The 22,015-nt window shown below is 71.1% G+C and carries 23 protein-coding genes; 13 read left to right on the top strand and 10 right to left on the bottom strand.

Annotation, left to right across the window (positions count from 1 at the left end; genetic code table 11):
- Positions 1-2: 2 nt before the first annotated feature.
- Genes OG504_RS07560 through OG504_RS07540 form a run of 5 tightly spaced genes read left to right on the top strand, consistent with a single transcriptional unit; the run spans position 3 to position 4,853 of the window.
- On the top strand, positions 3-914 hold the full coding sequence (locus OG504_RS07560; RefSeq protein WP_405989043.1) for an SDR family oxidoreductase: 912 nt from the start codon (positions 3-5) through the stop codon (positions 912-914).
- Positions 915-918: 4 nt separating this feature from the next.
- Entirely contained in the window at positions 919-1,362 is a 444-nt protein-coding gene (locus tag OG504_RS07555) for a Zn-ribbon domain-containing OB-fold protein (protein ID WP_405989042.1), read from the top strand.
- Entirely contained in the window at positions 1,359-2,507 is a 1,149-nt protein-coding gene (locus OG504_RS07550; protein ID WP_405989041.1) for a thiolase family protein, read from the top strand. Before OG504_RS07555 ends, OG504_RS07550 begins: the two co-directional genes overlap by 4 nt.
- A 13-nt stretch (positions 2,508-2,520) precedes the next feature.
- Positions 2,521-3,741, top strand: a complete 1,221-nt coding sequence (locus tag OG504_RS07545; RefSeq protein ID WP_405989040.1) for an acyl-CoA dehydrogenase family protein — start codon at positions 2,521-2,523, stop codon at positions 3,739-3,741.
- On the top strand, positions 3,738-4,853 hold the full coding sequence (locus OG504_RS07540; RefSeq protein WP_405989039.1) for an acyl-CoA dehydrogenase family protein: 1,116 nt from the start codon (positions 3,738-3,740) through the stop codon (positions 4,851-4,853). Before OG504_RS07545 ends, OG504_RS07540 begins: the two co-directional genes overlap by 4 nt.
- A gap of 67 nt (positions 4,854-4,920) precedes the next feature.
- Here the strand turns inward: OG504_RS07540 and OG504_RS07535 are convergent, their stop codons facing one another.
- Genes OG504_RS07535 through OG504_RS07510 form a run of 6 tightly spaced genes read right to left on the bottom strand, consistent with a single transcriptional unit; the run spans position 4,921 to position 10,287 of the window.
- Positions 4,921-6,078, bottom strand: coding sequence for an acyl-CoA dehydrogenase family protein (locus OG504_RS07535; protein ID WP_405989038.1), 1,158 nt, complete (start codon positions 6,076-6,078; stop codon positions 4,921-4,923).
- Between the two features lie 28 nt (positions 6,079-6,106).
- On the bottom strand, positions 6,107-6,631 hold the full coding sequence (locus OG504_RS07530; protein WP_405989037.1) for a DoxX family protein: 525 nt from the start codon (positions 6,629-6,631) through the stop codon (positions 6,107-6,109).
- Positions 6,628-7,539: an SDR family NAD(P)-dependent oxidoreductase gene (locus tag OG504_RS07525; protein ID WP_405989036.1), complete on the bottom strand. Its 912-nt coding sequence runs from the start codon at positions 7,537-7,539 to the stop codon at positions 6,628-6,630. The genes OG504_RS07530 and OG504_RS07525 overlap by 4 nt, the downstream gene beginning before the upstream one ends.
- Before the next feature lie 3 nt (positions 7,540-7,542).
- Positions 7,543-8,709 carry a CaiB/BaiF CoA transferase family protein gene (locus OG504_RS07520; protein ID WP_405989035.1) on the bottom strand — a complete coding sequence of 389 codons (1,167 nt, stop codon included), beginning with the start codon at positions 8,707-8,709 and terminating at the stop codon, positions 7,543-7,545.
- 41 nt (positions 8,710-8,750) lie between these two features.
- Positions 8,751-9,530 (bottom strand): enoyl-CoA hydratase/isomerase family protein, encoded by a 780-nt coding sequence (locus OG504_RS07515; protein WP_405989034.1) that lies wholly within the window; start codon positions 9,528-9,530, stop codon positions 8,751-8,753.
- A 1-nt stretch (position 9,531) separates the two neighbouring features.
- A complete protein-coding gene (locus OG504_RS07510) occupies positions 9,532-10,287 on the bottom strand; it encodes an SDR family NAD(P)-dependent oxidoreductase (RefSeq protein ID WP_405989033.1) in 756 nt (251 codons plus the stop codon).
- 85 nt (positions 10,288-10,372) lie between these two features.
- Between OG504_RS07510 and OG504_RS07505 the strand changes: the two genes are divergently transcribed.
- The 5 genes from OG504_RS07505 to OG504_RS07485 all read left to right on the top strand — a co-directional run bounded on the left by OG504_RS07505 (position 10,373) and on the right by OG504_RS07485 (position 15,521).
- Positions 10,373-11,515 (top strand): acyl-CoA dehydrogenase family protein, encoded by a 1,143-nt coding sequence (locus OG504_RS07505; protein ID WP_405989032.1) that lies wholly within the window; start codon positions 10,373-10,375, stop codon positions 11,513-11,515.
- A 113-nt stretch (positions 11,516-11,628) separates the two neighbouring features.
- The gene (locus tag OG504_RS07500) at positions 11,629-13,203 is read left to right on the top strand and encodes an AMP-binding protein (protein ID WP_405989031.1); all 1,575 of its coding nucleotides are present in this window, start codon (positions 11,629-11,631) and stop codon (positions 13,201-13,203) included.
- Between the two features lie 4 nt (positions 13,204-13,207).
- Complete coding sequence (locus tag OG504_RS07495; protein WP_405989030.1) at positions 13,208-14,359, top strand: thiolase family protein; 1,152 nt, start codon at positions 13,208-13,210, stop codon at positions 14,357-14,359.
- The gene (locus OG504_RS07490) at positions 14,356-14,757 is read left to right on the top strand and encodes a Zn-ribbon domain-containing OB-fold protein (protein WP_405989029.1); all 402 of its coding nucleotides are present in this window, start codon (positions 14,356-14,358) and stop codon (positions 14,755-14,757) included. Before OG504_RS07495 ends, OG504_RS07490 begins: the two co-directional genes overlap by 4 nt.
- Positions 14,758-14,771: 14 nt before the next feature.
- Positions 14,772-15,521 carry a FadR/GntR family transcriptional regulator gene (locus tag OG504_RS07485; protein WP_405989028.1) on the top strand — a complete coding sequence of 250 codons (750 nt, stop codon included), beginning with the start codon at positions 14,772-14,774 and terminating at the stop codon, positions 15,519-15,521.
- Positions 15,522-15,528: 7 nt separating this feature from the next.
- On the opposite strand, the gene OG504_RS07480 is transcribed toward OG504_RS07485, so the two are convergent.
- Genes OG504_RS07480 through OG504_RS07470 form a run of 3 tightly spaced genes read right to left on the bottom strand, consistent with a single transcriptional unit; the run spans position 15,529 to position 18,496 of the window.
- Positions 15,529-16,551, bottom strand: coding sequence for an LLM class F420-dependent oxidoreductase (locus tag OG504_RS07480; RefSeq protein ID WP_405989027.1), 1,023 nt, complete (start codon positions 16,549-16,551; stop codon positions 15,529-15,531).
- Complete coding sequence (locus tag OG504_RS07475) at positions 16,548-17,690, bottom strand: acyl-CoA dehydrogenase family protein (RefSeq protein ID WP_405989026.1); 1,143 nt, start codon at positions 17,688-17,690, stop codon at positions 16,548-16,550. The genes OG504_RS07480 and OG504_RS07475 overlap by 4 nt, the downstream gene beginning before the upstream one ends.
- Positions 17,691-17,695: 5 nt before the next feature.
- Positions 17,696-18,496 (bottom strand): enoyl-CoA hydratase/isomerase family protein, encoded by an 801-nt coding sequence (locus OG504_RS07470; protein WP_405989025.1) that lies wholly within the window; start codon positions 18,494-18,496, stop codon positions 17,696-17,698.
- A 98-nt stretch (positions 18,497-18,594) separates the two neighbouring features.
- Here OG504_RS07470 and OG504_RS07465 point away from each other — a divergent pair, with 98 nt between their 5' ends.
- The 3 genes from OG504_RS07465 (at position 18,595) to OG504_RS07455 (ending at position 21,526) form a co-directional block, all read left to right on the top strand.
- Positions 18,595-19,461 (top strand): crotonase/enoyl-CoA hydratase family protein, encoded by an 867-nt coding sequence (locus tag OG504_RS07465; RefSeq protein ID WP_405989024.1) that lies wholly within the window; start codon positions 18,595-18,597, stop codon positions 19,459-19,461.
- Positions 19,462-19,618: 157 nt separating this feature from the next.
- A complete protein-coding gene (locus OG504_RS07460) occupies positions 19,619-20,050 on the top strand; it encodes a hypothetical protein (protein ID WP_405989023.1) in 432 nt (143 codons plus the stop codon).
- Positions 20,051-20,116: 66 nt separating this feature from the next.
- Positions 20,117-21,526, top strand: a complete 1,410-nt coding sequence (locus OG504_RS07455) for a family 1 glycosylhydrolase (RefSeq protein ID WP_405989022.1) — start codon at positions 20,117-20,119, stop codon at positions 21,524-21,526.
- Here the strand turns inward: OG504_RS07455 and OG504_RS07450 are convergent.
- The gene (locus OG504_RS07450) at positions 21,505-22,008 is read right to left on the bottom strand and encodes a MaoC family dehydratase (RefSeq protein ID WP_405989021.1); all 504 of its coding nucleotides are present in this window, start codon (positions 22,006-22,008) and stop codon (positions 21,505-21,507) included. The genes OG504_RS07455 and OG504_RS07450 overlap by 22 nt on opposite strands.
- Between the last annotated feature and the right edge of the window lie 7 nt (positions 22,009-22,015).

The raw sequence follows: 22,015 nt of genomic DNA, 5'->3' as shown, positions 1-22,015 counted from the left end.
GGATGTCCGAAGGAGTGGTCGACGGCCGGGTCGTGGTCGTCACCGGAGCAGGCAACGGGATCGGCCGGGCACACGCCCTGGCGTTCGCCGCGCACGGCGCGAAGGTCGTCGTCAACGACCTGGGCGGCGCGCGTGACGGCGGAGGCGCCTCGGCCGGGCCCGCCCAGACCGTGGTCGACGAGATCGTCGCGGCCGGCGGCGAGGCGGTGGCCAACACGGACGACATCTCGGCCTGGGACGGCGCCGGCCGGCTCGTCCGGCAGGCCGTCGACACCTACGGCGGCCTGGACGTGCTGGTCAACAACGCCGGCATCCTGCGGGACCGGATGATCGTGTCGATGACCGAGCGGGACTGGGACAGTGTGATCGCCGTCCACCTCAAGGGCAGCTTCGCCACCCTGCACCACGCCGCCGCGTACTGGCGCGAGCGCGCCAAGTCCGGTCACGACAACGACGCCCGGGTGATCAACACGACCTCCCCGTCCGGCATCTTCGGCAACCCCGGCCAGTCGAACTACGGCTCCGCCAAGGCCGGCATCGCGAGCCTCACCGTCATCGCCGCCGCCGAACTCGCCCGCTACGGCGTGACGGTGAACGCCATCGCGCCCACCGCGCTCACAAGGCTGACCGAGGACATCGAGATGATGAAACAGGCCGCCGAGGCCCAGGACCTCACCCCCGAAGCCATCTCACCGCTGGTCGTGTGGCTCGGCTCGGCCGCCTCCCGCGAGGTCACCGGCCGGGTCTTCGGCGTCGTCGGCAACCGCATCACGGTCCTGGAGGGCTGGGCCAACGGACCCGGCGCGGGCGCGGAGTCGCGCTGGACACCGGAGGAACTGACCTCGGTAGTCCCCAACTTGGTGGCCAAGGCGGCCCCGAACGCCGACGCCCTGGGCAACCGGAACGGGGCCTGAGGACATGACGACCACTCAAATACCGGTCGCCGAGGGCCTGTTCACCTGGCCGCCCGACGAAAGCACGCCCCTGCGGCTCATCGGCTCCGAGTGCGCGGCCTGCGGGCTGGTGAGCTTCCCCGCCGCCCCGGACTGCGTCCGCTGCGCGAGCACCGACTCCAAGGAACGGCTCCTGGCGGACCGCGGGACGCTCTGGACGTACACCACCCAGGACTTCCGCCCGCCGTCCCCGCCGTACGACGGCCCCGAGGCCTTCGAGCCGTACGCGGTCGGCTATATCGAACTCCCCGGCGAGCTGCTGGTCGAGGCCCGCCTCACCGAACCCGACCCGGACAGGCTGCGGATCGGGCAGGAGATGTGGCTGACGCTCGTGCCCTACCGCGTGCAGGACGACGGAACCGAGGTCATGACGTTCGCGTTCGCCCCGGTCGAGGAGGAGACACCGTGACCGAGGCCGTCATCATCGGCGTGGGGCTCCACCCCTTCGGCCGGTTCCCCGGAAAGCCCGCACTGGACATGGGCGCGGACGCGGTACGGCTCGCGCTCGCCGACGCGGGCGTCAACTGGCCGCAGATCCAGGGCGGTTACATCGGCAGCTACGAGGTCGCCAACCCGGACGCGATCGTCGCCCGGCTCGGCCTGACCGGCGTACCCCTGCGCGGGGTGTTCAACGGCTGCGCCACGGCCGGTACTTCGGTGGCGCTGGCCGCCCGCGCGATCGAGACCGGCGAGCACGACCTGACCATCGCGATCGGCCTGGACAAGCACCCGCGCGGGGCGTTCGCCGCCGACCCGTCCGTGGCCGGCATCCCCTCCTGGTACGGACAGACCGGCCTCTTCCTCACCACCCACTTCTTCGGCATGAAGATCAACCGCTATATGCACGACCACGGAATCTCGCACGAGACGCTCGCACGCGTCGCGTCCAAGAACTTCGGCAACGCGGCCCGGAACGAGAAGGCCTGGCGCCGAACTCCCCTGTCTGTGGAGGAGATCCTGGCCTCGCCCGTGCTCAACCACCCCCTTCGCCAGTACATGTACTGCGGCCCGGACGAAGGAGCGGCGGCCCTCGTGCTGTGCCGGGCCGACCAGGCCCACAAGTACACCGGCAAGCCGGTACGGATCCGGTCCACCGCCCTGCGCAGCCGCCGGCTCGGCGCCTTCGAGGTGCAGAGCCCGTCCTTCCCCGTCGGTGAGGTCGTCGGGAGCCCGACCGTGGACGCCTCGCGGGAGGCCTACGAGCGCGCGGGCATCGGCCCCGAGGACGTCGACGTCGCCCAACTCCAGGACACCGACGCCGGATCCGAGGTCATCCACATGGCCGAGAACGGCCTCTGCAAGGACGGCGAACAGGAACGCCTCATCGCCGAGGGCGCCACCGAGATAGGCGGCAGACTCCCGGTCAACACCGACGGCGGACTCCTCGGCAACGGCGAACCGATCGGCGCGTCCGGACTGCGTCAGATCCACGAGATCGTCCTCCAGCTGCGCGGCACGGCGGGAGACCGACAGATCCCCGGCACACCGCGCGTCGGCTACACCCACCTGTACGGCGCGCCGGGTGTGTCGGCGGTCACGATCCTGAGCACCTGAGGGCAGAGCGGACATGGCAGACGACATGCAGGACTTCGCGACCGAGGCCCGCGCCTTCCTCGACGCCCACGCGCCGAAGGCCCCCGACCGCACCGCCCCCGTCTGGGGCGAGGGCGACGACTCGATGGCCTACTTCAGCAGCCTCCCGCCCGAGGCGGAACGGGAGCACGTACAGCGGGCGCGCGACTGGCAGCGCGTCCGGCACGAGAACGGCTTCGGCTGGATCACCGGCCCGGTGGAATACGGCGGCCGGGGCCTGCCCCCCGTCCACGACCTGCTCTACGACGCCGTCGAGTCCGAGTACGACGTCGCCGACACCGGAGTGCTCGGTGTGATCGGCCTCGGCATGATCGGGCCGACGATCCTCGCGCACGCCCAACCGGCCGTCAAAGACCGGTGGTTGCCCGCGATGTACCGCGGGGACGCCATCGCCTGCCAGCTGTTCAGCGAACCCGGTGCGGGATCCGACCTGGCGAGCGTCGCCACCAAGGCGGTGCGCGAGGGCGACCACTGGGTGCTGAACGGCCAGAAGGTGTGGACCTCGGTCGCCCAGCACAGCCAGATCGGGCTCGCCCTCACCCGCACGAACCCGGACGCGCCCAAACACCGGGGGATCACGGCCTTCCTGGTCCCCATGGACGCCCCCGGCGTCGAGGTCAGGCCGCTGCGGCAGATGACCGGCGGCGCGGACTTCAACGAGGTCTTCCTCACCGACGTCCGCATCCCCGACGACCACCGGCTCGGCGAGGTCGACGGCGGCTGGACGGTCGCCCTGACCACCCTGATGAACGAGCGCGCGACCGTCGGCAGCGAGGGCGTGGGCCCGGTGGCCGCCGCGCTGTCCCCGGACCACCTCTCGGCCCTGATGCGCGCCACCTGGACCTGGGACGACCGCGCCCTGCGCGCCCGGCTGGCGGAACTCCTCGTGGACGCCCTCGCCACCCGGCACCTCAACACCCGCGCCCTGCGCACGCTGCGCGCCGGCGGCACACCGGGCCCCGAGATGTCCGTCTCGAAGCTGATGTACGGCCAGAACCTCACCCGCGCCGCACACTTCGTGTCCGACGCGCTCGGACCCCGGATCATCGCCGACACCGGACAGTGGGGCACCTACGCCTGGTCCGAACTCCTCCTCGCCACACCGGCGTTGCGCATCCTCGGCGGCACCGAGGAGATCATGAAGAACATCCTCGCGGAACGCGTCCTCGGACTGCCCAAGGAGGTGCGGTCATGACCGCCGACGAGACCGGACTGCGCGAACTGCGTTCCGCCGTAAGGGAGTTCCTCGAAGCCAAGTCACCCGAGGAAGCCGTCCGCAAGCTCATGGAGAGCGAGCCGCGCTTCGACCCGGCGGTGTGGGCGCAGGCGGCCGAACAACTGCGGTTGCCGGGCCTGGTGATCCCCGAGGAGTACGGCGGTGACGGCTTCGGCCTCGTCGAACTAGGCGTCGTACTGGAGGAGATGGGCCGTGCCCTGCTGTGCGCACCCTTCTTCGCGACGGTCGTGCTCGCGACCCAGGCCCTGCTCGCCTCCGGCGACCGGGAGGCCTGCGCACGTCACCTCCCCGGCATCGCGGCCGGCCGGACGACGGCCGCCCTCGCGGTGGTCGAGGACAGCGGATCCTGGGACCCCGCGCTGATCTCCGCACGGGCCGTGCCGGACGGGGACGGCGGCTGGAAGCTGAGCGGCCGTAAGTCCTTCGTCATCGACGGGACGACCGCCGACCTGCTCCTGGTCGTCGCCCGCACCGTCGCCGGCCCCTCGCTCTTCGCGGTGGACCGGGACGCCTCGGGACTGGCGGCCGTATCGATGGAGACTCTGGACGCCACCCGGGCCATGGCCCGGCTGACGTTCGACGTGGCGCCCGCCACTCTCGTGGGCGCGGACGGGGCGGCCGGGCGCACCATGGCCAAGGTGCTGGACATCGCGTCGGTCGCCCTCGCCGCCGAACAGTCGGGCGGAGCCCGCAGGTGCCTTGAGGCGAGCGCCGAACACGCCCGCACCCGGCACCAGTTCGGCCGGCCGATCGGCTCCTTCCAGGCGGTCAAGCACAAGTGCGCGGACATGCTCGTCCAGGTTGAACTGGCCGAGGCCGCCTCGCGGGAGGCGGCGCGACTGGCCGACGAGGGTTCCGCGGAGTTCCCGGTCGCCGCGGCGGTGGCACACGCCTGCTGCTCGCGGGCGTACATGTTCGCGGCGATGGAGAACATCCAGGTTCACGGCGGCATCGGCTTCACCTGGGAGCACCCGGCGCATCTGTACTTCCGGCGGGCCAAGTCCTCGCAGCTGCTGTTCGGCGGGCCTGCCGTGTACCACGAGCGGCTGTTGGACCGGCTCGGGATCTGAGGAGACCACGAAGACGAGGAAGGCCCCGGGGCGGTGACCCCGGGGCCTTCCTCGTCTTCGGTGCCGGTCAGCCCCGGGCCGCCTCGCCCAGCAGCGCCTTCGCGATGATGACCTGCTGGATCTGGCTCGTCCCCTCGTAGATACGGAAGAGGCGGGCGTCGCGGTAGAAGCGTTCGACGGCGACCCCGCGCATGTAGCCCGCGCCGCCGTGGACCTGGACGGCGCGGTCGGCGACCCGCCACACCATCTCGCTGGCGAAGTACTTCGTGCAGGACGGGCCGATCTTGGTGTCCGTTCCCGCGTCGAACGCGCGGGCCGCCTCCAGGACCGTGGCACGCCCGGCGTAGTAGTCGGTCATGGAGTCGGCGATCAGGCCCTGTACGAGTTGGAAGGAGCCGATGAGCTTCCCGGACTGGCGGCGGGTGCGGGCGTATTCCACGGACTCGTCGACGAGCCGTTCGGCCATGCCCACGCACAGGGACGAGATGTGCACCCGGCCGTGTGCGATGCAGCCCATCGCCGTGCCGAAGCCCCGGTTCAGGCCGGCCGCGCCGCCGACCAGGGCGGACGCCGGTACGCGTACGTCGTCGAAGTACACGTCCGCCGTCCAGGCGCCGAACTGGCCCATCTTGTGGTCCTTGGGAGCCACGGTGAGGCCCGGGGTGCCGGCCGGGACCAGGAAGGTCGAGATGCCCCGGGTGCGAGGCGCGTCGGGGTCCGTGCGGGCGAAGACCATGAAGACGTCGGCGAGCGGGGCGTTGGTGATGTACCGCTTCGCGCCGTTGATCACCCAGTCGTCGCCGTCGAGATGAGCCCTGGTGGTCAGGGTCGACGGATCGGAACCCGCCTCCGCCTCGGTGAGCGCGAACGACGCCAACACTTCACCCGAGGCGATCCTCGGCAGCCAGTCCGCCTTCTGCTCTTCCGTTCCCCCGACCATCAGGACGTGCCCGGCGATGCCGTTGTTGGTCCCGAACATCGAGCGCAGGGACGGGGTGGTGTACCCCAGCTCGAACATCAACTGGGCCTCCTCGTACATCGACAGCCCCAGCCCGCCGTACTCCTCGGGCAGCGCGAAGCCGAACAGGCCCATCTTCTTGGCCGCCTCGCGGATCTCCGCGGGCATCTCGTCCTTCTCGTCGATCTCCGCTTCGAGCGGGACGACGCGCTCGCGCACGAAGCGCCGGACCTCGGACAGCACCGCGCTGAAGTCAGCCGCGTCCATGTCGACTCCCTTGTTGCCCTAAGTGATCTCAGTCAGCTGTTTCTGTCTCGTCCGGCTTCCGCTCCGGCCGGTAGCACACGGCCAGCAGCGCGGCGGCGCTCACCGTGCCGACCCCCAGGGCCAGCAACGCGGGCCCCGCGCCCGTGCGTTGGCGGCGCAGCACTTCGTCCAGCGAGTACCTGCCGGGGCCCAGCGCGGCCAGTGCGACGGCCGCGCCGCCCACGACACCGACGTACTCCCAGCCGCCCTTGAAGACGAAGAAACCCTTGCCGCGATGGTCGGTCCGGGCCGCCACGGTCATCAGTCCGACGGCCGCCGCTGCCGGGAGGGGGCTGGCCGCGCCCAGGGTGATCCCCACGCCGGCCGCCATCTCCGTTCCGGCCGCCATGCGCGCGTGCACCTCGGCGGGACGCAGTCCGAGCGCCTCGAACCAGCCCGTCGTGCCCGTGAGCCCGCCCGGCCCGGCGACCTTGTTCCAGCCGTGTGCGAAGAGCATCGGGCCGAGCGTCGCGCGCAGGACGAGCGCGGCGACGTCATGGCCCCGCGCCCTCACTGGCCGACTCCGGTGGCCCGTCCCGCAGGGACGACGCCGTACAACTGCGGTACGGCGTCGACGAGTTCGTCGTAGGTGAGCGCCTGCCCCGACTCGCTGGGGTGGACGCCGGCGACGGTCCAGCCCTGGAGCCGGTTCAGCCGGTTGCCCTCGATGCGCAGGACCTGGCCGGTCAGCCAGGCCGCGCTGTCGGAGGCCAGGTAGACGACGACGCCCGAGGCGTTGGCGGGGTCGCGCGGATCGAAGCCGTCGACGGCCCGCAGAGATTCACCGACGGACAGGCCGTCCGTCATCCGCGTGGCCGCGATCGGCGAGATGGCGTTCGCAGTGACGCCGTACTTGCGCATCTCCAGGGCGGTGAGGACCGTGAGACCGGCTATCCCGGCCTTCGCGGCACCGTAGTTGGACTGCCCCTGGTTGCCGAACAGGCCCGTCCCGGACGTGGTGTTGATGATCCGGCCGGTGACGCGCTCCCTCCGCTTCGACGCCTCGCGCCAGTACGCGCACGCGTGCCGGGTCAGCGCGAAGGTGCCCTTGAGATGGACCGCGATCACGGTGTCGAACTCGGCCTCGGTCATCGAGAACAGCATGCGGTCGCGCACGATCCCCGCGTTGTTCACGACGATGTCGAGGTGCCCGAACTCCGCGACCGTGTCCGCGACCAAGGTCTCGGTCGCCGCCCAGTCCGTCACGGACGCGTGGTTGGCGACCGCCTGCCCGCCCAGCTTGGTGATCTCGGCGACCACCTCGTCGGCGGGGGAGTCGCCGGTGCTCTCGCCGTGCACGCCGGAGCCGAGGTCGTTCACCACCACGGTCGCGCCGGCCTCGGCCAGCGCCAGACAGTGCGCCCGGCCAAGACCCCGGCCACCGCCGGTCACCACGGCGACCTTGTCGTCGAGGATGCCCACCTGCTACCTCCCGGTTGTGTCGAGTTCGCGGAGTACGTCGTCGGTGTGTTCGCCGAGCGTCGGCGCACCGCCGCGTGGTTTGTCGTCAACACCCCAGAAACTGACGGGTGTTGCCACGGTCCGCAGCGGCGGGGCGTCACCCATGCCGGGCTGTTCGACGAACGCGCCGACCGCCTCCGCCTGCGGATCGGCCGACACCTCGGCCAGGGTCTGCACGGGCGCCCACCACACACCTTCGGCGTCGAACCGCTCCGCCCATTCACCGAGTGGCCGGCTCGCGAACTCCTCGTCGAACACGGCGATCAACTCGCGTACGTGTGCCCGCCGTTGCTTGCCGGTCGCGAACCGTTCGTCCGTCTCCAGGTCCGCCCGGCCGAGTGCCTTGACGACGCCGGGCCAGTGCCGGTTGCCCTCCAGGCCGACCAGCCAGAACCAGCGGTCGTCGGCGGCCCGGTAGGAGTTGTAGAGCGGGGACTCGTGCTCGGTGCGGTGCCGGGTGCGGCCGCGCCTGCCGAAGAAGTTCTGCAGGGCCAGGTCGTTCCCGTTGGCGTAGGTGCCGGAGCGGAGCAGCGAGACGTCCACGACGCCGCCCTCGCCGGTGCGTTCGCGGCGCAGCAGCGCGGCGAGCACGCCCGCCACCAGGTTCGACGCGGCCGTACGGTCACCAAGTCCCGGGCGGATGCCGGGTGGTGGCTCGCCGGCCGGGTTGAGCATGGCGGCGATACCGGGTCGCGCCCAGAAGGCGGAGACGTCGTACCCGGCACGGTCGCGCTCCGCGCCCGTCCAGCCGTAACCGGTCAACGTGCCGACGACCAGGCGGGGATGGCGGGCACGCAGCTCGTCCGGGGCCAGGCCCAGGCGTTCCAGCGCGCCGGGGCGGAGGTTGGTGACGAAGACGTCGGCGCGTTCCAGCAGCCGTTCCAGTACGCCCTTGCCCTCCTCCGAGCGCAGGTCGAGGACGATCCCGCGCTTGCCGCGGTTGTCGGTCTCGAACGGTGGCGCGCTGTCGATGTCCTGGCCGACATGGCGGAGCGTGTAGCGGTTGGGATCGCCGGTCGGCGCCTCCACCTTCACCACGTCCGCGCCCCAGTCCGCGAGCATGGTGGCCGCGGCCGGTGCCGCCACCCACATGCCCAGTTCGACGACCGAAATGCCCTCCAGTGGCCGCACGGCCCACCTCCCTGCTTGTTGGTGTCTCGTCGGTCCGCCCGCTACTTGCCCTGGAAGTCGCCGGGTCGGCGCTCCCGGAAGGCCTTCAGTCCCTCGGCCCTGTCCTCGGTGGAGAACAGCACCGCGACGGTCTCGCGCTCGTACGAGATCGCGGCCTCCAGGTCCATCCCGAGGCCGTAGTCGATCAGCCGCTTGCCCGCCGCGAGTGCCAGCGGGGCGCCGGCCGTCAGCGTGGCGGCGAGTGCCTCGGCCACGCTCAACACCGCGCCGGGCTCGGCGAGTTCGTTGACCAGCCCGAGCGCGTGCGCCCGCTCGGCGTCGATCGGTTCGCCGGTGAGGATCATCTGCTTGGCGATCGCGGGCGGGATCAGACGCGGCAGCCGCTGTGTACCGCCCGCGCCGGGGAGGACGCCGAGCTTCATCTCGGGCAGGCCGAGCCGGGCGCCGCGTTCGGCCACCAACAGGTCGCAGGCGAGAGCCAGTTCCAGACCGCCCCCGAAGGCGAACCCGTGGACGGCCGCGACCGAGGGCTTGGGGAAGTCCTCCAACAGCGCGTACGCGTCGGTCAGTCGCTGGACGAAGGAACGGAACTGCCCGGGCGTCGTGAACGACTCGATCTCACCGATGTCGGCCCCGGCCGAGAAGGCCCGGCCCGCCCCGGCCACGACCAGGGCGCGTACCTCGTCGTTGTCGCGCAGCTCGCCCAGCGCCCGGGTGAGCCGGTCCACGGTCCCGGAGCCGATCGCGTTGAGCTGTCCCGGCCGGTCGAGGGTCAACACGGCGATCCGGTCCCGGAGTTCGACACGCAGCACGGTGTCCACCTCAGACCATCGTGAGTCCGCCGCTGACCGAGAGCGTCTGCCCGGTCATGTAGGCGGCGTCGTCGGACGCGAGGAAGGCCACCACACCGGCGATGTCGGCGGGCTGGGCGACGCGGCGCAGCGGGATCGCCCGCACGGTCGCGTCGTACATCTTCTGGCTGTACTCGGCGACCTGCCCGAGCAGCGCGGTGTCGGTGGGCCCCGGGCAGACGCTGTTCACGGTGATGCCGTGCCGGGCCACCTCGCGGGCCAGGGCCTTGCCGAAGGCGATGACACCGCCCTTCGTCGCGGAGTACACGACCTCGCCGGACGAGCCGACCCGGCCGGCGTCCGAGGCGATGTGGACGATCCGGCCGCCGCCCCGCTCGATCATCGGGTCGAGGACGGCGCGGGTCATCGTGATCGTCCCGCGCAGATTGACGGCGATGATCCGGTCCCAGGTCTCCTCGTCGCTGTCGACGAACCGGCCGATGACGTCGACGGCCGCGTTGTTCACCAGGACGTCCACCGGGCCGAGTTCGGCGGCCACCCGGTCCACGGCCGTGCGTACGGCCGCGCTGTCGGAGATGTCCGCGCCGACGCCCGTGGCCCGCACGCCGTACCGCTCCGCGAGCAGGCCCGCGACCTTCCCGGCCGCCTCCGGGTCCAGGTCGCAGACGGCGACCGCGGCTCCCTGGGCGGCGAGTCGGTCGGCGATCGACTCGCCGATGCCGCGGCCCGCTCCGGTGACGAGTGCCACCTTGTCCCGTACGCTCACGCGCCCTCCCTCGCCCGGCTGTCGATACAGCGCTATCGTATAACTACTTCAGCTAAATAAGCGAGATGCCTGAGCGGAGTCGAGCATGCGCCGAACGATCTTCACCGAGGAGCACGAGCTGTTCCGGGAGACCGCCCGCTCCTACTACCTGCGGGAATGCGCCCCGTACACGGAGCAGTGGGAGCGGGACGGGCAGGTGAGCCGGGCCGCGTGGGCGGCGGCGGGCAAGGCCGGGCTCATCGGCTGGCAGTTCCCGGAGGAGTACGGCGGCCAGGGAATCCGGGACTTCCGCTACAACGCCATCATGGCCGAGGAGATGGCGGCCACCGGCTCGGTCGGCATCGGGCTCGGGCTGCAGAACGACGTCATCCCGCCCTACCTGACGCACCTCACCACCCCTGAGCAGAAGGCCCGTTGGCTGCCCGGAGTGACCAGTGGCGAGACGATCTGCGCGCTCGCGCTGTCCGAGCCGGCCGCCGGATCCGACCTCAAGGCCATCCGCACGACGGCCCGCCGGGACGGCGACGAGTGGGTGATCGACGGCTCCAAGACCTTCATCACCAACGGCATCCTGGCCGACCTGGTCATCGTCGCCTGCAAGACCGATCCCGACGCCGGGCACAAGGGCATCAGCCTGATCGTCGTCGAGCGGGACGCGGAGGGCTTCGAGCGCGGGCGCAAGCTGGACAAGGTCGGGATGAAGGCGCAGGACACCGCCGAACTCTTCTTTCACGAGGTCCGCGTCCCCGCCGAGAACCTCATCGGGCAGGAGGACCGCGGTTTCTACCACATGATGGGCAACCTCCCCACCGAGCGCCTCGCCATCGCCGTCTCCTCGCTGGCGGCCGCCGAGCGGGCGTACGAACTGGCGCTGGACTATGCCAAGACGCGCACCGCGTTCGGGCAGCCGATCGGGGAGTTCCAGGCGAACCGGTTCGCGCTCGCCGACATCAAGGCCAAGTTGGGCGCCGCCCGTGTCTATGTCGACGGCTGCATCATGGCGCTGTTCCAGGGCGAGTTGACGCCGGAGGAGGCCGCGGCGGCCAAGTACTGGACCTCGGAGACCGGCTGGCAGATCATCGACCGCTGCATGCAGCTGTTCGGCGGTTACGGCTACGTCAACGAGTACGAGATCGCCCGGATCTGGCGCGACAGCCGGGTGCAGCGGGTGTTCGGCGGGACCTCGGAGATCATGCAGGAGATCATCGGGCGCTCGCTGGGGCTCTGACACCGGGTGTACTCATTGACTACCTTGGATAAATAGGTTAGCTATTTAATCCGGATGAGTGCACGGCCGCTTCCGACTTCCGCCTCCTTCCGAAAGCCCTTGGAGTCAAGAGCATGCATTCCGCCCGCCGCCTGACGTTCGGCGACATCATCCGTGAGCATCGCAGGTCCTTCCCGGACGGCATCGCCCTCGTCGACGGCGAAGTCCGCCTGACCTGGCCGCAGTTGGACGAGCGCACCAACCGCCTCGCCCACGCCCTCACGGTCGCGGGGGTCGGCCCCGGTGACCGCATCCTCTGGCTCGGGCAGAACTCCTTCCGCATCTGGGAGCTGCTCGGTGCCGCCGCGAAGATCGGCGCCATGGTCTGTCCCGGCTACTGGCGCTGGGCCGCCCCCGAAATGGCGTTCGCCGTCGAGGACTTCGACCCCGAGGTCGTGGTCTGGCAGGACGAGGAGATCGGCGACACGGTCGGCAAGGCGCGGGCCGAACTGGGCAGTGACCACCGGGCGTTGTGGCTGCGGCACGACACCGAGGGACCCGGTTCCTACGAGTCCTTCCTGGCCTCGGGCTCGGCCGAGGACCCGGACGTCGACGTCGACCCGGACTCCGCGCTCCTGGTCATCTACACCGCGGCGATCTCCGGCCGCCAGTCCGGCTCGATGCTCTCGCACCGCAACCTCCTCGCCATGGGCGCGAGTTCCGCCTGGATGGGGGACATCGGCACCGAGACCGCCTTCCTGGGCGCCGGACCGATGTTCCACATCGGCAATTACCAGTTCTGGGGCGTCCCGGCCTTCGTGCACGGCGGCAAGAACGTCGTCGTCCGCCGGGTCGTCGCCGAGGAACTGCTTCCGCTACTGGCGGCCGAGCACTGCACGCACGCGTACCTGATGCCGCCGACGATCGCCCGACTCGTCGCCCTCAACAGGGAGGCGGGCCACGACCTCTCGCATCTGCGGGCCAGCGTCGCCGCCCCCCTGTGGCAGGGCACGGTCCCCACCGACACCAGCCGCTTCACCCGCAACGGCGGTGGCGAGGGCCGCGGTTACGGCCAGACCGAGGTGACCGGCTTCGCCGTGACCGGCGCCCACGGCGGCTCGGGCACCGGCAACGCGGGACGGCCCGGCCCCTTCGCCGCCGTACGCATCCTCGACAGCACAGGCGGGGAGCGGGCGGTCGGTGAGGCGGGCGAGATCTGTGTCCGCGGCGACCTCGTGCACCTCGGCTACTGGAACCGGCCCGAGATCAACGAGGAGCGTTTCCGCTTCGGTTGGTGGCACACCACCGACCTGGGCCGACGCGAGAGCGACGGCACGATCAGCTTCCTCGGCACCACGACCCGCATGCTCAAGTCGGCGGCGGAGAACATCTTCCCGGCCGAGGTGGAGAACTGCGTCGAGTCGCACCCGGCGGTGAAGGAAGCCGCCGTGATCGGCGTCCCGAACGAGCGCTGGGCGCAGGACGTCAAAGCGGTCGTCGTCCTCCATCCGGACGCCGAACCGGTCACGGCCGCGGAGGTCATCGAGCACTGCCGGGCCCGGATCGCCTCGTACAAGAAGCCGAAGACGGTGGAGTTCGTCGAGGCGCTGCCGCGCACGAAGGACTTCGGCAAGGACTACGACGTGCTCGACGAGCGCTTCGGCGGGGGCGGTTACCCCGGCGGAGACCAGCTCGGCGCGGGACGGTGACGCGATGAGCGACCGCCAACCCGTCGTCGTCGGCGTACACGCCACCGAGCAGGGCCTGTCCCTCCCGCACCGTGACGCGATGGGCCTCGCACTCGAAGCGGTGCGCGGCGCGATCGAGGACGCCGGACTGACTCCGGCGGACGTCGACGGCGCCCAGGTCGACTGGCCGGGCCCGGGCGGGGTGCCCGGCGAGGGCAGTTCCTGGGCGCGGATGCTCGGCCGGGACCTGCGCTGGACCAGCGACTCGATGCTCGACAACGCCGGTTCGCGGGGCCTGTTGAAGGCGGCCTCGGCCGTACGGTCCGGGCTCGCCGACACCGTCGTGGTCGGCGGCTGCAAGCTGGTCTCGCGTGGTGGGGGTCCCGTCGGCGCCGGGGTCCCGCTGGAGTTCGCCGACGTCTGGGGCAGTTACGTCGTCGCCCAGTTCGCACTGGTGGCGGCCCGGCACATGCACCAGTACGGGACGACCTCCCAACAACTCGCCGAGGTCGCCGCCACCATCCGCAACAACGGGACCACCAACCCGGAGGCGATGATGTACGGCCGTGGCCCATACACCGCCGACGAGGTGCTCGCCTCCCGCATGGTGGCCACACCGTTCCACCTGCTGGACTGCTGCATCGTCGGCGAGGGCGGCGCCGCCCTCGTGGTGACCACCGCCGAACGGGCCCGTGACCTGCCCCACCCGCCCGTCGCCGTGCTCGGCGGCGGCATGGAGTACCACCAGGCCGCGTACGCCAACCCCGCCCTGTACCGGGAGGTCGGACAGCTCGGCCGGGACGCGGCCACCCGTGCCTACGCCATGGCGGGCATCGGCCCGCAGGACGTGGACGTCTTCTCCCTCTACGACCCCAACTCCTTCGAGATCATCCGCCAGTTGGAGATCCTCGGACTGTGCGGCGAGGGCGAGGGAGGGCCCCTGGCCGCCAGTGGCGCCATCGCCGTCGGTGGCAAGCACCCCGTCAATCCCGACGGCGGCTGCCTGGCCTACGCGTGGAACGGAACCCAGCAGATGACCCTCAAAGTCGTCGAGGCCGTACGGCAGTTGCGCGGCACCGCCGTCCACCAGGTCGAGGGCGCGGAGCTGGCGGTCGTCGGAAACGCCGGCTCCGGCGCGCAGCACTACGAGATGAGCGTGCTCGGGAGGAGCCGATGAGCCGGCCCGTACCCGTCCCCACTCCGCTGTCCCAGCCGTTCTGGGACGCGGCCCGGCGCGGTGACCTGGTCGTCCCGCACTGCCCGGCCTGTGGACTGCGTTTCCTCGTGCCCGAACCCGCCTGCCCCGGCTGCATGTCGGCGGACTGGCGGTACGTGCCCAGCGCCGGCCGGGGCACCGTCTATTCGGTGACGGTGGTCCACCGCGCACCCGGCCCCGGCTTCGAGACACCGTTCGCGCTGGCCGTGATCGACCTGGACGAGGGCGGCACCCTGCTGTCCCACGTCGACGCGGGCGACCCGGACGACGTGACCATCGGCATGCGGGTGCGGGTGGACTTCCGGCCCCTCACCGACGAGATCACCCTGCCGTACTTCGTGCCGCTCCCAGCCGACTGAAGGAGTTGGATGCCGTGACGAACACGCCGGTGCGGGTCCCCAAGATGGCCGAGCTGGTGGCGGCACAGCTGCGCCGCAAGATCGTGCGCGGGGAACTGGCCGAGGGGGAGGCGCTGCCCGCCGAGACGGCCCTGATGGCGGAGTTCGCCGTCTCCCGCCCGACCCTGCGCGAGGCGTTCCGGGTCCTGGAGTCGGAGTCGCTGATCAGCGTCCGCCGCGGTGCCCGGGGCGGGGCGCGGGTGCAGGTCCCGGAGGGCACGGTCGCCGCCCGCTACGCGGGAGTCGTCCTTGAGTACCGCGGTACGACTCTCAAGGACGTCTACGACGCCCGTACGGTCATCGAGGCGCCGTGCGCCGCTCTGCTGGCCCAGCGCCGCACCGACCGGGACCTGGAGAGGCTGCGGGCCTCCGTCGCCGAGGCCGAGGGGCTCATGGACGATCCCTCCGCCTTCATCCGCGCCCATATGGAGTTCCACGCCCTCGTCGTCGAACTCGCCGGCAACGAGACGCTGAGCGTTCTCAACGGCATGGTCCGGCACATCATCGACCAGGCGAACTGGTCCCACGTCGACCTCGACGCAGGCAGCCCCGAGAACATCCGCGCCAACCGCCGGGGCTTCCGCGCCCACGGCGCCCTCGTCGAACTCGTCGCCGGGCGCCGCACCGAGGCCGCCGAGGAGCTGTGGCGCCTCCATCTCCAGGAGGCCGAGGACTACCTGTTGCAGAGCAGGTCCATGACGACGGTCCTGGACCTGCTCGGCTGACGCACCCTCAACTCCCGTGCAGCTCCTGCACGATCGGCTCCCACACCTCGGCGTCGATCTCGTACGCGGTGTAGAAGGACACCCGGTCGACCAGACTCCCGTACCGGCGCCTGATCTCGCCCGCCACCCGCTCCGGCTCCGCGACGACCGCGAAGGTGTGCAGGACCTCGTCGTCGACGAGGCCGCCCATCGCCTCCCACCTGTCCTCGCGGGACGACTTCGACAGCGCGTTCAGCTCGTCGCCGAGTTCGCCCCAGCCGTGCAGCTCCAGGACTCCGCGATACGCGGGTGTGCTGCCGTAGAAGGCGATCTGGCGGCGGGTGCCGTCGATCGCGCGGGCCAGCTCCTCCTCGGTGCGGCCGGTCGCGGTGAGGAGGAGATGGGAGACGGAGAAGTCGCCGCGCGTGCGACCGGACCGTTCCAGGCCCGACTCGACGGTCGGGAGGGTCACTTCCCGCAGGTACCGCTCGGTGGTGAAGCCGTGCGCCAGGAGCCCGTCGGCGACCTCGCCCGCCACCCGGGTCATCGCCTCGCCGACCGCGGCCACGAAGACCTTCGGGGCCCCGCCGGGAGCGGGCGGTGGAGAGAAGAAGGGGGACATGAGCGTGTGCGTGTAGAAGTCGCCGCGGAAGTCGAGCTTCTCGCCCTCGTTCCAGGCGGCCCAGATCGCGCGCAGCGCGCTCACGTACTCCCGCATACGGGCGGCCGGGCGGCTCCACGGCATCGAGAAGCGCCGCTCGATGTGCGGTTTGATCTGACTGCCCAGGCCGAGCGAGAAGCGCCCGCCGGAGTAGGTCTGCAAGTCGTGTGCGGTGTGGGCGAGTTGCATGGGAGAGCGGGCGAACGCCACCGCGATCGCCGTGCCGACCTCCAGCCGGTCGGTGTGCTCGGCCGCGAGCAGCAGCGGCAGGAACGGGTCGTGTTTCGACTCCGAGGCCCACAGGCCGTCGTAGCCCGCCTTCTCGTGGTGCCTGGCCTCCTCCACGACCTCCGCGGTACCCCACACGCTCAGTTTTCCGTCGACCTTCATGCCGTTGCCTCCGCTGTGACCGCGTCCAGCCCGATGTGCCGCGCGAGCAGTTCGCGGTGGAACGCCGGGTCCCCGAACAGGAGTTGTGACGTCTTGGCCCGCTTCAGATACAGGTGGGCCGGGTGCTCCCAGGTGAAGCCGATGCCGCCGTGGACCTGGATGTTCTGTTCCGTCGCCTGCACACAGGCGTCCGAGCAGAACGCCTTGGCCAGACTCGCCACGGCGGGCAGGTCCGGGTCCTCGCTCTCGGCGGCGAGCAGCGCGAAGTGTGCGGCGGCACGCGCCGATTCCACATCGAGGAGGACATCGGCAAGGAGGTGCTTCACGGCTTGGAAGGAGCCGATGGGCCGCCCGAACTGGTGCCGCACCTTGGCGTACTCCACCGCCATGTCCAGCGCGCGGGAGGCCACCCCGACCTGCTCGGCGGCGAGCGCCACCGCGGCCCGGTCGAGCACCTGCGAGACGAGATCCCAGCCGTCGCCGTGCGTACGCAGTCGGGTCGCCGGTACGTCGTCGTAGTCGAGCCGGGCCTGCCGGCGGGTCGGGTCCATCGTGGGCAGGGGGACGCGGGTCAGTCCCGTCGCGTCGCCTTCCACCCAGAACACGCCGATCCCGTCCTCGGTTCTCGCCACGGTGAGGACGACGTCGGCGGTGGCGCCGTCGAGGACGAACGTCTTGTGTCCGGTCAGCAGCCAACGCCCGTCTGATTCACGGGCGTTGAGCCGGACTCCCGTCGCATCCCAGCGGGCGGAGTCCTCGGTCAGGGCCAGCGTTCCGACCAACTCGCCGGAGGCGAGCCCCGGCAACAGACGCTTGCGGGCGTCCTCGTCGTCGCAGCGCAGCAGCGTGGTCGTCGCCAGCACGGCCGAGGCGAGGAAGGGCGCGCACACCAGCGCCCGGCCCAACTCCTCCATGACCACGCCCATTTCGACAGGACCGCACCCGGCGCCGCCGTACTCCTCGGGGACGGCCAGCCCTTGCAGGCCGAGTTCCGTCCCCATCCGGCGCCAGAGCGCCCGGTCGAAGCCCTCGGGCGTCTCCATCAGCCGTCGCGTCTCGGTCTCGGGCGCGGTGTCCGCGAGGAACGCCCGTACCGTGCGCCGCAGTTGGTCCTGTTCGTCGCTGAACGCGAAGTCCATGGTGCTCAGCCCTCCGCACCCGCTCGGCGACGTCCGCGCGAGGCGATGATCTTCTCCACCGCCGCGATGTGGTCCGGGTCGTGCATGCTGTCCCGTTCGGCGATCAGCGCCGGTTCCAGTACGGCGGCCATGGCCTGCTCCAGATGCAGGTTCACCGCCCGCTTGGTGCCGCGCAGCGCCTGCGCGGGCAGGGCGGCCAGCCGTCCCGCCAGGTCCATGGCCTCGTCCAGGAGCTTGTCCTTCGGTACGACACGGTTGGCGATGCCGAGCCGGACCGCCTCCTCGGCGCTCACCCGCTCGCCCAGGAACAGGAGTTCCTTCGCGCGGGTCGGACCGACGAGCAGGGGCAGGACGAGCGCGCCGCCGTCGCCCGCGACGAGGCCGACCTGGACGTGCGGGTCGGCCACATAGGCGTCGTCCGCGATCAGCACCAGGTCGCTCAGCAGGGCCAGGCTGCAACCGAGGCCCACGGCAGGCCCGTTGACCGCCGCGATCACCGGCAGCGGGCAGCGGACCAGGCCGGTGATGATCCGCAGGGCCTCGTCGACGTTCCGCTGCCGGAAGGCGGGGTCGCGCTGGACCCGGGTCATGATGTCGAAGTTGCCGCCCGCGCTGAACGCCCTTCCCCGTCCGGTGAGCACGACCACCCGTGCCTCCGGGTCGTCGGCGACCGTGTCCCAGACCGACGCCAGGCCGGAGTGCAACTCTTCGCTCATCGCGTTGAGCTGGTCCGGCCGGTTCAGCTCGACCAGCCGGACCGGCCCGAGTGCCGTGACCACCAGATCCGTCATCTCCACCGCCATCATCCAGGGACAGTTCAGTAGGTCAGTAGAGTTGAATGCTATAACTAATTGAGCTTTATGAGAACCGGGCCGTGGCGTGACGAACCTGACGGAGGACGCGCATGTCGGAGCAGAGGTACGAGACCGTGCGGGCCGAGGTGGTGGACCGGATCCTCACCGTCACCCTCAACCGGCCCGAGAAGCTGAACGCCTTCAATCCGCAGATGATGAGCGACCTCCTCGACGTCCTCGACGCGGCCGACGTCGACGACGACGTGCGGGTGATCGTCGTGACGGGTGCCGGGCGCGGGTTCTGTGCGGGGGCCGATGTCAGCTCCGGCGGGACGTCGTTCGACCACCGCAAGGCGGGTGCCTGGCACCGGGACACCGGCGGCCGGGTCGCGCTGCGGATCTTCTCCAGCACCAAGCCGGTCATCGCGGCGGTCAACGGCCCCGCGGCCGGCGTCGGGGCCAGCATGACGCTGCCCATGGACATCCGGCTGGCCTCGACCTCGGCGAAGTTCGGCTTCGTGTTCGCGCGCCGGGGCATCGTGCCGGAATCCGCGGCGAGCTGGTTCCTGCCCCGGGCCGTGGGGATGCAACGGGCCATGGAGTGGGTGGCCACCGGCCGCGTCTTCGGCCCCGACGAAGCCCTGTCGGCCGGGCTGGTCCGCTCCGTCCACCCACCGGAGGAACTGCTGCCGGCTGCGTACGAACTCGCCCGTGAGATCGCAGAGAACACCTCGGCGATCTCGGTCGCCCTCTCCCGCCAGATGATGTGGCGGATGCTCGGCGAGCCGCACCCGATGACCGCCCACCGCCTCGACTCGCGGATCATGAGCCAGATCGGCGGCGGCCCGGACCCCGTGGAGGGCGTCGAGTCCTTCCTCGCCAAGCGACCGCCCGAGTTCCCGGGCCGGGTCAGCAAGGACATGCCTGCCGTCTACCCCTGGTGGCAGGAGGAGGAGTTCCGGCCCTTGGGGGAGTAGGCGTCACCGGAGCGGGGGGGCAACGCCCTCGCTTCCGGACTCCGGTGTGTGGGCGGGGCGTTGGGCGTCTCGGCGGGGGGCTCGTCCCTATCCCGCGCCCACGGTCGAGAGCAGCCTCCACATCGGCTCGGCCGCCCCGGAAACGCCCCTCACGACCATGCCGGACCGCCACGGTTCCGAGCTTGTCCGCCGCGTCGGGGCCGCCCTCGTCCGTCGTGGGCGTCAGGACTTCGGGACCACCCCGATCGTCGGCCGGATCATGGCCGAAACCCTCCCCGGCCTCACCGCCCGCGACGGCCAAGCGGTCATCGGCGAGGGCCGTGACCACGGCCGCCGGGGTCACCACGCAGTCGGAACCCGCCCGGCAGGCCTGGCCGGCGACGACCTCGTAAACGTCCGACCGTGCGGCTTCGGTATCGCCGGCCTGCGGATCGTCGACCGCTCGGTCCTGCTCTCCCGCAACCTCGACCGACGATCATGGCCGTGGCCCGGCGGCCCTCCGGCCCCCGCCCTGGACACGGGCCGACCTCGCCCCGACACTTTGACGGACCGACGAGATCTGTCCGAAACATTGTCGTCGTTTCCCTGAAGTGTTAGCGTCCGGACGGCGGGCATTCAGTTGAATGCGTTAGCTATTCCGCCCGGGACGGTGACCATGAGCGATGGTTTCCTGCACGAATCCTTCCGTGGTGTCGACTGGGGAGTCGCCACGGCGGATGCCATCGCGGCCCCTCCGCCGCCCCCGCCGGAGCGCGCGGGGCACTTCCGGCAGTGGACCGAGGACGTCCGGCAACTGGTCGGCGTCACGCCCGACACACACCGGATGGTCGCCGGATGGCCGCTGCTCCAGCCGGACGGCCCCGGCAGCTGGGACCGCGCGGCCCTGGACCGCTGCGACCGCGAACTCGACTCCCTGCTCGCACTCGGCCTGCGCCCCTGCCTCACCTTGTTCGACCGGTCGCTGCCGCCCTGGCTGGAGGACTCCGGGGGCTGGCTGGACCGCGACACCGCCGAGCACTTCGCGGCCTACGCCGCCGAGCTGGGCCGCCGCTTCGGCGACCGCGTCACCCGTTGGATCACCTCCACCGACCTGGCCGGACCCACCCTCGCCGACCACGTGGCCGGGATGTACACGCCGGGCCGGGGCATCGGCCGCGCGGGCCTGCCCGCGGTCCACCACATCCTGCTCGCCAACGGACTCGCGACCCGTGCTCTCCGCGACGCCGGCGTGAGCGGCCGGATCGGGACCACGGTCACCCTCGTCGGCGGCTACGCGGCCACCGAGGACCCCTTCGACCGGCTCGCCCTGGACCGCCTGCTGAGCTGGACCAACCGCCTCTTCCTCGACCCCCTGCTGCTCGCCGAGCACATGGTCACCGAGGACGACGTCTCACCGATCGAGGACTCCGGCTGCGTACGCCCCGGGGACCTGGACGTCATCGCCACCCCGCAGGACCTGCTCGGCATGTCCTGGCACACCCCGTTCCGCGTCACCGCACCGGAGAACCTCGCCCGTGCCCTGCCCGCCGACAAGTGCCAGAGCAGGCTCAACGAGGTCAACCGCCTCCTCGTCGGCCTGGGCTTCGCCGTCGTCCCCTTCGACGACGTGGAGACGACGGCGTACGGCTGGCCCCTCCTCCCCGAGGGCCTGGCCGACGCCGTCGCGGACCTCCACGATCTCTACGGCGACCTGCTGCCGCCGCTGTCCGTCGTCGACAACGGCATGGGCGACCTGGACCTCGTCGACGGGACCGGCCACAGCGACGACGCCCGCCGCCGGTCCCTGCTGCGCGCCAGGCTGTCCTGGCTGGGCCGGGTGATCGAACGCGGTGTGGACGTGTGCGGCTACGAGTACTGGTCGGTGCTCGACAACCTGGAGGCGAAGTTCCGCTACACCCGCCTCTACGCGATGGCCGTGCCCGACCACGAGCCCCCGCCGCGCCCGCCGATGCCCTCGGACTGGCTGCGGGCCGGAGCCTTCGCCGGCCCTGAGGCACCGGGTCCGGCGACCGGGCTGACCCTGGTTCCGCCCGGCCCCCGGGATCAGCGGGTCGGAGCCTCGTAGTCCCGGCCCCGGATCAGCCGTACCGGCGTGTAGACGAGCACGTCCTCGTCCCGCTGGTTGCGTACGGTGATGCGGCTCGTCACCACGCCCCGGCCGGGCTTGCCGGACGGCCGGCAGCCGGTGGTCTCCACGACGGCGTACAGCGTGTCGCCGACGTACACCGGTCCCCGCACGGTCAGTTCCATGTGCAGGAAGGCCAGGCCCGTGCCATGCAGCACGTTCGTCTGCAGCACGAGCCCTTCCGCGATGCAGTACGTCAGCGCGCCCGGGACCAGCCGCCCGGTGTAGCCGCCGTCGGCCGCGTGCGAGGCGTCCCAGAAGAGCGGCTCGTTGAAGCCGCCCCAGGTGACGAAGTTGACCAGATCGGTCTCGGTGACCGTGCGGCGGGCGGTACGGAAGATCTGCCCGACCGGCATCTCCTCGTAGGTCAACCCCCGTACCAGCGGGGGGATTTCGGTGGCGGTGGTGGGCTCTGCCGTCATCGCGCGC

The sequence above is a fragment of the Streptomyces sp. NBC_00986 genome (assembly GCF_045162565.1).
In the GTDB taxonomy this organism is placed as follows: domain Bacteria; phylum Actinomycetota; class Actinomycetes; order Streptomycetales; family Streptomycetaceae; genus Streptomyces.
Note: the sequence above shows the minus strand (reverse complement) of the source record. Positions and strands in the feature narration are given on the sequence as shown.

Excerpts from the sequence above, each read along its gene's own strand:
- OG504_RS07560 (WP_405989043.1), top strand. The coding sequence starts at position 3 with ATGTCCGAAGGAGTGGTCGACGGCCGGGTCGTGGTCGTCACCGGAGCA.
- OG504_RS07555 (WP_405989042.1), top strand. The coding sequence starts at position 919 with ATGACGACCACTCAAATACCGGTCGCCGAGGGCCTGTTCACCTGGCCG.
- OG504_RS07545 (WP_405989040.1), top strand. The coding sequence starts at position 2,521 with ATGGCAGACGACATGCAGGACTTCGCGACCGAGGCCCGCGCCTTCCTC.
- OG504_RS07540 (WP_405989039.1), top strand. The coding sequence starts at position 3,738 with ATGACCGCCGACGAGACCGGACTGCGCGAACTGCGTTCCGCCGTAAGG.
- OG504_RS07535 (WP_405989038.1), bottom strand. The coding sequence starts at position 6,078 with ATGGACGCGGCTGACTTCAGCGCGGTGCTGTCCGAGGTCCGGCGCTTC.
- OG504_RS07505 (WP_405989032.1), top strand. The coding sequence starts at position 10,373 with ATGCGCCGAACGATCTTCACCGAGGAGCACGAGCTGTTCCGGGAGACC.
- OG504_RS07500 (WP_405989031.1), top strand. The coding sequence starts at position 11,629 with ATGCATTCCGCCCGCCGCCTGACGTTCGGCGACATCATCCGTGAGCAT.
- OG504_RS07495 (WP_405989030.1), top strand. The coding sequence starts at position 13,208 with ATGAGCGACCGCCAACCCGTCGTCGTCGGCGTACACGCCACCGAGCAG.
- OG504_RS07490 (WP_405989029.1), top strand. The coding sequence starts at position 14,356 with ATGAGCCGGCCCGTACCCGTCCCCACTCCGCTGTCCCAGCCGTTCTGG.
- OG504_RS07480 (WP_405989027.1), bottom strand. The coding sequence starts at position 16,551 with ATGAAGGTCGACGGAAAACTGAGCGTGTGGGGTACCGCGGAGGTCGTG.
- OG504_RS07475 (WP_405989026.1), bottom strand. The coding sequence starts at position 17,690 with ATGGACTTCGCGTTCAGCGACGAACAGGACCAACTGCGGCGCACGGTA.
- OG504_RS07470 (WP_405989025.1), bottom strand. The coding sequence starts at position 18,496 with ATGATGGCGGTGGAGATGACGGATCTGGTGGTCACGGCACTCGGGCCG.
- OG504_RS07465 (WP_405989024.1), top strand. The coding sequence starts at position 18,595 with ATGTCGGAGCAGAGGTACGAGACCGTGCGGGCCGAGGTGGTGGACCGG.
- OG504_RS07460 (WP_405989023.1), top strand. The coding sequence starts at position 19,619 with ATGCCGGACCGCCACGGTTCCGAGCTTGTCCGCCGCGTCGGGGCCGCC.
- OG504_RS07455 (WP_405989022.1), top strand. The coding sequence starts at position 20,117 with ATGAGCGATGGTTTCCTGCACGAATCCTTCCGTGGTGTCGACTGGGGA.
- OG504_RS07450 (WP_405989021.1), bottom strand. The coding sequence starts at position 22,008 with ATGACGGCAGAGCCCACCACCGCCACCGAAATCCCCCCGCTGGTACGG.